This is a genomic window from Candidatus Obscuribacterales bacterium (assembly GCA_036703605.1).
GTDB lineage: Bacteria > Cyanobacteriota > Cyanobacteriia > RECH01 > RECH01 > RECH01.
On the sequence record DATNRH010001052.1, the window covers coordinates 1 to 6,679 of the forward strand.

The following is a 6,679-nucleotide window of genomic DNA, read 5'->3' on the forward strand; positions in this document are numbered from 1 at the left end:
TGGTAGCGGTTAAGAAAATCCAGCACCGCTTGAGGATCTAGGTGTTCAGAATACTGAGTGAAGCTACGTAAATCAGCAACTACCACAGTCACATCACATTTTTTAGGTTGCTGCAGAAGATTAAGGGGCGACTCGAAAGCAGTTTCCACCACCGTTCGAGGTAAAAATCGTTCAATTAACACCCGTCCTGACTCATTTTTAATATGGCGGCGAACAATCCCCCCCATCCACATGCCTAAAAAGCCCGTACCAAAAATAGTAATGGTCGCGAAAAGAGCGATCGCTATATCAAGCTGAAATAAGTTGGCTGCATAGATAAAATTAGCCAAGGACAACAGAGTGGTTAACCAAGCAGCACGGCGGCTGAGGCGAATACCTCCAGATATAGCCATTAAGCAACAAAAGGCAGCAATATTCGTCAAGATGAGGGGCTGAGTTTTGCCGAGAACCTGCCAGATATTAGTAATAAACGCACACAGCAGCAGGCTGTCAAAGACTGGAATAATCAACTGCCACTGACGCAGCCTACGCAACGATAAGGTGTGCTGTAAAACTTTAACCAACCCTAGAGCAAACACACTGGCGCAAAGGCTAATGATCATCACCGTAGGAGGAATAGACTCTTCCCCCATCAAGGGCTGAGGAAACAAGAACACAGCTACATCAAGCATGGAAGAAATGAATAGCACAACCGCCCGTACATAGGCAAAATTGCGCTCATTACGGTGGGCTTCGGCGGCCACGACTTGATCGAGAGTGGCTTGGAGCGACAGTCGGGCAGCGGATTGGGACGGGGGTGGTTTGAGCGGCCTCATCGGAGTAGTGCCTAGAACCGGCTATGCTTTAGGTCTATGCTACAAGACTTAGCAGGGAGCGTCAGGTTGTTGACGACTTGAGAGACCCTTGAGAGACCATAGACTAAAACTTTCTAGGATATTGAACAAGGCATGGTTGAAATCGTACCCCTAAGCTTATGGATATCTGTTGATCTTGTTCGGCACTGATAACAGAACTCAAGCGGTGATCTAGTCCCTGCTTCTTATCTTTGTTGATGAGCTTCATGTACAGCCCTGAGACTTAAGATAAGCCTTGTGCGCAAGCGTGCCCAGGCTTGCCCATAGCTCATCTTGCGAGAGCGATCGCTCCTCTGCTATTCTCTGCCCAGCTCTTTTTTGTTACCCTGTGCATACAGACGGCTCGCCTAGCTGCCCTCTGAACGTTGTAGTTTGACATCACCCCGTGGCTCCATGACCCAACCGTCTTCCCCCTCTCCCGCTCCAACAGACCTGCCCATCGATCCAAACCAGCCAGGGCCAGCCATCACCCCCAACGAGCCCGCACCTAGCTACGTCAAATTAGCCATGCGCAACATGGTCAAAAAAGGCGGGCAGTCTTTAGTGCATTTTGGTCTCACAGTGGTTGGTCTGCTAGCGTTGCTAGTGGGTCTGGCCTACCTAACTCGGTAGAATCACCATGGCTCCCCTCCCCGTTTTAGAACTCTTGGTGCAAGATGACGTAGATGACTGGCCCCAGGGAAGCGATCGCCCCTCAGATGACCAGTGGCAGCAGTGGTTCCAGCATTGGCTATGCGAAATGCAGCCCGATCTATCCCCGATTGGGCAGTACGAAATCAGCCTGCGGCTCACCACCGATGCCGACATCCACGAGCTGAATGCCCAGTACCGCCAGGTTGATCGGCCCACGGATGTCTTGGCCTTCGCTACCATAGATGATCCTCTGCCGGGGCTGGCTGAAATGCGATCGCAGATGCCGGTTTACCTCGGTGACATTGTCATTTCTGTGGAAACAGCTCAGCGGCAGGCGACGTCCCATTCTTTGAGCGATGAATTGGCTATCCTAGCAACCCATGGACTGCTGCATCTGCTGGGATGGGATCATCCCGATGATGACACCCTCTGGGATATGCTGAACCAACAGCAGGTGTTGCTAGCCACCGTGGGGATTACCGCTGCCTTGCTGCCCGACCCCGTAGCCTAACGCCCTGCCAGCCTGGGTTTTCTTGGTCATCGGGTGACCCTTTGTTCTTCTAGGGAGAGGTTGTACCATGAATGAGTTTGTAATGTATGTCTTTCTCCCTGCCAAGCATCTTGCTGCAGCCAAGAGAGCATCAGTATGAAAGCAAAGCTATAAATCTAGAGTGTCTGGGTACCATGAGAGCATTCCGTTGATAGGGTTAATCACCGTGAATGCCATACTCAGGTGATACGTTTAGACCTCTCTGCTGTACGCGATCGTAACGGCGAGAGAGCAGTTCAAATTGTTTTGATCAGGTAACGTTGCCTATGTCTCAGCAGACCTCAACGGAGACAGCGTCCCAGTCCTCCACCCTACCCAAAGCCGATCGGGAGCTTTCATGGCGGGTTGCATCAAATTTATTCGTGAGTTTTCGGTACGCTTGGGCGGGCCTACGCTACGCCTTCCGCACCCAGCGCAATTTTCGAATTCATCTGCTGGTCGGCACGCTTGCCCTGATACTTGGCATCTATCTCCAGCTCACCGCCGTGGAAATGGCCATTATTGGCTTAACCATTGGTGCCGTTTTGACCATGGAATTACTGAATACCGCCATTGAGTCCGTGGTCGATTTAACCGTTAAGCAGAGCTACCACGACCTCGCTAAAATTGCCAAAGACTGTGCCGCAGGGGCCGTCCTCACCTCAGCGCTGGCAGCCATGATTGTGGCTGGCTCTCTGCTTCTTCCTCCATTGCTTCAGCGAATTCTCCTCTGGGTCAGCTAGTTGTCTTAGGATCAAGCTAGATCACCCTAACGCTTGCAGCTCACACCCGACCTGCGGTAGGTATACTGCCATACCTTGTTCAAGACGTGCCTTGTCCTTCATACCCGCGTTGCCTTGAAATTATGATCCTTGTTATCGACAATTACGATAGTTTTACCTACAACCTCGTTCAATATTTGGGCGAGCTAGGTGCCGACCATCCCGTCGCTGCTGAGATCCAGGTCTATCGCAATGACCAAATCACTCTCGATCAGGTGCGATCGCTCCATCCTGACGGCATTGTCATCTCACCTGGCCCCGGCCGTCCTGAAGATGCAGGCATTTCCCTAGACCTCATTCGTGACCTCGGCCCCGATTATCCCATCCTAGGCGTTTGTCTCGGGCACCAAAGCATCGGACAAGTCTTTGGTGGTAGGATTACCTCTGCGCCAGAGTTGATGCATGGCAAGACATCTCCAGTCCATCACACCGGAGTGGGGGTCTTTGCCGGTCTTGAAACCCCCTTCACAGCCACTCGTTATCACAGCTTAATCATCGATCGCGAGTCTTGTCCGGATGTGTTGGAAATTACGGCGTGGGTAGAAGATGGCACAATTATGGGCGTGCGCCATCGGAACTATCCGCACCTCCAAGGTGTCCAATTTCATCCAGAGAGTATCTTGACGGCATCCGGCAAGCTGTTGTTAAGTAACTTTTTGGCTGAGGTGAGTCAGCGATCGCTCGTAGCGCACTGAACACCGAAATAGCATCAATACTCGTCCCTCCATCGTGCTGGATAGGCATCTCGATGGAACCTAAGCTTGCCTGGGTCAAGGGCGATCGCGTTCAGCAGTGGTGAATCCTGAGGAAATTATGAAGCGGCGACAGTTTATTCAATATACGGGAGCTGGGTTAGGCGCAAGTGTGGGTCTGGGTCTGTTGGGCAACGCCGCCCAAGCCCAGTCCAGTTCTGTGCAAATTCGCTGGCTGGGGCATACGTGCTTTTCGTTTACGGGCGATGGTCAAACATTTCTTGTCAATCCCTTTCAAGCCATTGGCTGCACTGCAGGCTATCGATCGCCCCAGGTGACCGCCGATGTTGTCATGATCAGCAGCCGGTTGCTGGACGAAGGCGTAGTGGAAGGGCTGCCGGGCAATCCCCGCGTTCTCTCCAGCTCGGGACTTTATGAGCTATCGGGGACTCAAATTGAAGGGATTCCCATTGCCCACGATCGCGTGGGTGGACGGCGATTTGGCACCAATGTCATGTGGAACTGGCAACAGGCCGGGCTGAATATTCTGCATATGGGTGGAGCTGCTGCCCCGATTACCTTTGAGCAACAGGTGCTCATTGGTCGTCCTGATGTGGTGCTAATTCCCGTCGGCGGCAGTGACAAGGCCTATACGCCCCAAGAAGCGATCGCTGCCATTGAGGCACTAAACCCCAAGGTGATCATTCCCACCCACTATCGTACCGCCGCCGCCGATGCCAACACCTGCGATATTACGCCAGTGGATGATTTCCTGAATCTCCTGTCGGGTACATCTATTACTCGTCATACAACAGACACCGTGTCCATTGGTGTCGCCGATCTCCCTGCCTCTGGAGCCAGCGTGCGGGTCTTCAACTACTCGTTTTGATCTCGGGTCATCCCGGTGTTTAATCGGCCGTGCTCAAAGGTATCTGACTCTGTGAGGACATCATGGCTGGCTGGCATTTCGATGTCGCTTATGCTCAAAACCTGATGAAAAGAGGGTTGAGCAACGTCGAAACCCAGCGGCTTCATTGAATTGAGTCCACCCTTGAGCCATGTTCAGCCTTGGGTTAAGCAGCTTTCTATCACTCATGCCCAGGATCTTTGGAGCACGACCTCCGCGGGATCGGAGTAGATTTCGCGGTGAGAATCGCTAGAGCCCTAGCGCATCACCGACAGAACCTTCTATCTTTGTATGATGTAAGGTTTTCTGGTCTGCGAAGTATTATGTCTGAACCTCAAGTTGCTCCCTATGGAAGTTGGATCTCGCCCATTACATCCGACCTCATTGTGGCGGGTAGTCTGCGGCTGGGTGAAATTCGCCTCGATGGCGATCGCCTCTATTGGAGTGAGGGGCGGCCTACGGAAGGGGGTCGCAATGTTGTGGTCCGTTGGAAGGCTGGCAACCCCGAGGATGTCACCCCAGCTCCGTTTAATGTGCGTACCCGTGTCCATGAATATGGCGGCGGAGCCTATATTGTCGTCGATGGAATTGTCTATTTCTCGAATTTTCTAGATCAACGTCTCTATCGCCAAGCGCCGGGAGCAGATCCGACGCCCGTAACCCCGGAGGGCCCCTATCGCTACGCCGATGCCGTATGGGATGCGGGACGCCAGCGTTTGGTCTGCGTCCGTGAAGATGGCAGTGGGGATGGCGAACCGGTCAACGCGATCGCTGCCCTGAGCCTAGACCCAGAAAGCTACGGCACCGTGCTGGTGTCCGGCAGTGACTTCTATGCATCACCCCGCCTCAGCCCCGATGGTCGCTACCTCGCTTGGCTTAGCTGGAACCATCCCAATATGCCCTGGGATGGCACGGAACTGTGGCTGGCTAACGTAGACGAGCAGGGCCAGGTGCATGGCGCTCACTGCATTGCTGGTGGTCTAGAAGAGTCCGTTTTTCAGCCGGAATGGTCGCCGGATGGCGTGCTCTATTTCGTTAGCGATCGCACCGGCTGGTGGAATCTTTACCGCTGGCATGACAACATGGTTGAACCCATGTGTCCTAAGTCAGCCGAGTTTGGCCTCCCCCAATGGGTGTTTCGCATGGCCACCTACGGCTTTGCTTCAGCGGATATGCTGATCTGCACCTATGTGGAGCGCGGCATTCAGGTGCTGGCTCGGTTAGATACAACGACTAAAAAGCTAACACCGATCGCCACCCCCTACACCGCCATCGGCGGCCTGCAAGTATCTGAGAAACAAGCTGTATTTCTAGGCGGTTCCCCCGATGCGCCCAGTGCGATCGCTGCCCTGGATTTGATCACCGAACAGGTACAGGTGCTGCGTCGTTCTAGCCAGATGGACATCGATCCCGGCTATCTCTCCATGCCCCAGGTGATTGAATTCCCTACCAGCAACGGTCTCACCGCCCATGCCATCTACTACCCACCCCAAAATAAAGACTTTGTAGCCCCGGAGGGCGAACGTCCACCCCTGCGGGTGCAGGGCCATGGCGGCCCAACGGCGGCTACTTCAGCCACCTTCAACCCCGGTATTCAATATTGGACAAGTCGCGGCATTGGCATTCTCGATGTCAACTACGGTGGCAGCACCGGCTATGGTCGAGCCTATCGCGAACGCCTCAAGGGCAACTGGGGCATTGTGGACGTAGACGACTGTGCCAATGGTGCAGAATATCTGGTGCAGCAGGGACAAGTGGATGGCGATCGCTTGGTGATTCAGGGCGGCAGTGCTGGAGGCTACACAACCCTAGCAGCCCTTACCTTCCGGAATACCTTTAAGGCAGGGGCTAGCTACTACGGCGTCAGCGATCTCAAAGCTCTGGCGGAAGATACCCATAAATTTGAGTCACGATATCTTGACGGATTGATTGGCCCCTACCCCGAGCGCCAAGATCTGTACGAAGCGCGATCGCCCATCCACCACATTCATCAACTAGCCTGTCCGGTGATTTTCTTTCAAGGTGATGAAGATAAAATTGTGCCCCCCAATCAAGCCGAAATGATGGTCTCTGCCCTCAAAGATAAAGGGTTACCGGTAGCCTATGTGCTGTTTGAAGGGGAGCAGCACGGCTTTCGTAAAGCGGAGAATATTAAACGAACCTTAGATGGTGAGCTCTATTTCTATGCCCAGGTCTTTGGTTTTGAGCTAGCCGAGACTATTGAGCCGGTGGCGATCGCTAACCTATAAGCCCCGCTAGATCAGGATCCATGGGGTATGGCT

The 6,679-nt window shown here is 53.4% G+C and carries 7 protein-coding genes; 6 read left to right on the top strand and 1 reads right to left on the bottom strand.

The features are described 5' to 3' along the window. A partial coding sequence (locus V6D20_21400) for a hypothetical protein (protein ID HEY9818338.1) occupies positions 1 to 815 on the bottom strand: 815 nt, incomplete at its 3' end. Positions 816 to 1,247: 432 nt separating this feature from the next. Between V6D20_21400 and V6D20_21405 the strand changes: the two genes are divergently transcribed. From V6D20_21405 to V6D20_21430, 6 genes are all read left to right on the top strand, one after another. After that, complete coding sequence (locus V6D20_21405; GenBank protein HEY9818339.1) at positions 1,248 to 1,466, top strand: DUF3285 domain-containing protein; 219 nt, start codon at positions 1,248 to 1,250, stop codon at positions 1,464 to 1,466. A 7-nt stretch (positions 1,467 to 1,473) separates the two neighbouring features. Then, positions 1,474 to 1,998 carry an rRNA maturation RNase YbeY gene (gene ybeY / locus V6D20_21410; GenBank protein HEY9818340.1) on the top strand — a complete coding sequence of 175 codons (525 nt, stop codon included), beginning with the start codon at positions 1,474 to 1,476 and terminating at the stop codon, positions 1,996 to 1,998. Positions 1,999 to 2,303: 305 nt separating this feature from the next. Continuing rightward, positions 2,304 to 2,759, top strand: coding sequence for a diacylglycerol kinase family protein (locus V6D20_21415; protein ID HEY9818341.1), 456 nt, complete (start codon positions 2,304 to 2,306; stop codon positions 2,757 to 2,759). Between the two features lie 122 nt (positions 2,760 to 2,881). Beyond that, positions 2,882 to 3,493, top strand: coding sequence for an aminodeoxychorismate/anthranilate synthase component II (locus tag V6D20_21420; protein HEY9818342.1), 612 nt, complete (start codon positions 2,882 to 2,884; stop codon positions 3,491 to 3,493). Positions 3,494 to 3,593: 100 nt separating this feature from the next. Then, positions 3,594 to 4,379, top strand: coding sequence for an MBL fold metallo-hydrolase (locus V6D20_21425; GenBank protein ID HEY9818343.1), 786 nt, complete (start codon positions 3,594 to 3,596; stop codon positions 4,377 to 4,379). Positions 4,380 to 4,720: 341 nt separating this feature from the next. Next, entirely contained in the window at positions 4,721 to 6,646 is a 1,926-nt protein-coding gene (locus V6D20_21430) for a S9 family peptidase (protein ID HEY9818344.1), read from the top strand. The last annotated feature ends 33 nt before the right edge of the window (positions 6,647 to 6,679 follow it).

Excerpts from the sequence above, each read along its gene's own strand:
- V6D20_21405 (HEY9818339.1), top strand. The coding sequence starts at position 1,248 with ATGACCCAACCGTCTTCCCCCTCTCCCGCTCCAACAGACCTGCCCATC.
- ybeY (HEY9818340.1), top strand. The coding sequence starts at position 1,474 with ATGGCTCCCCTCCCCGTTTTAGAACTCTTGGTGCAAGATGACGTAGAT.
- V6D20_21415 (HEY9818341.1), top strand. The coding sequence starts at position 2,304 with ATGTCTCAGCAGACCTCAACGGAGACAGCGTCCCAGTCCTCCACCCTA.
- V6D20_21420 (HEY9818342.1), top strand. The coding sequence starts at position 2,882 with ATGATCCTTGTTATCGACAATTACGATAGTTTTACCTACAACCTCGTT.
- V6D20_21430 (HEY9818344.1), top strand. The coding sequence starts at position 4,721 with ATGTCTGAACCTCAAGTTGCTCCCTATGGAAGTTGGATCTCGCCCATT.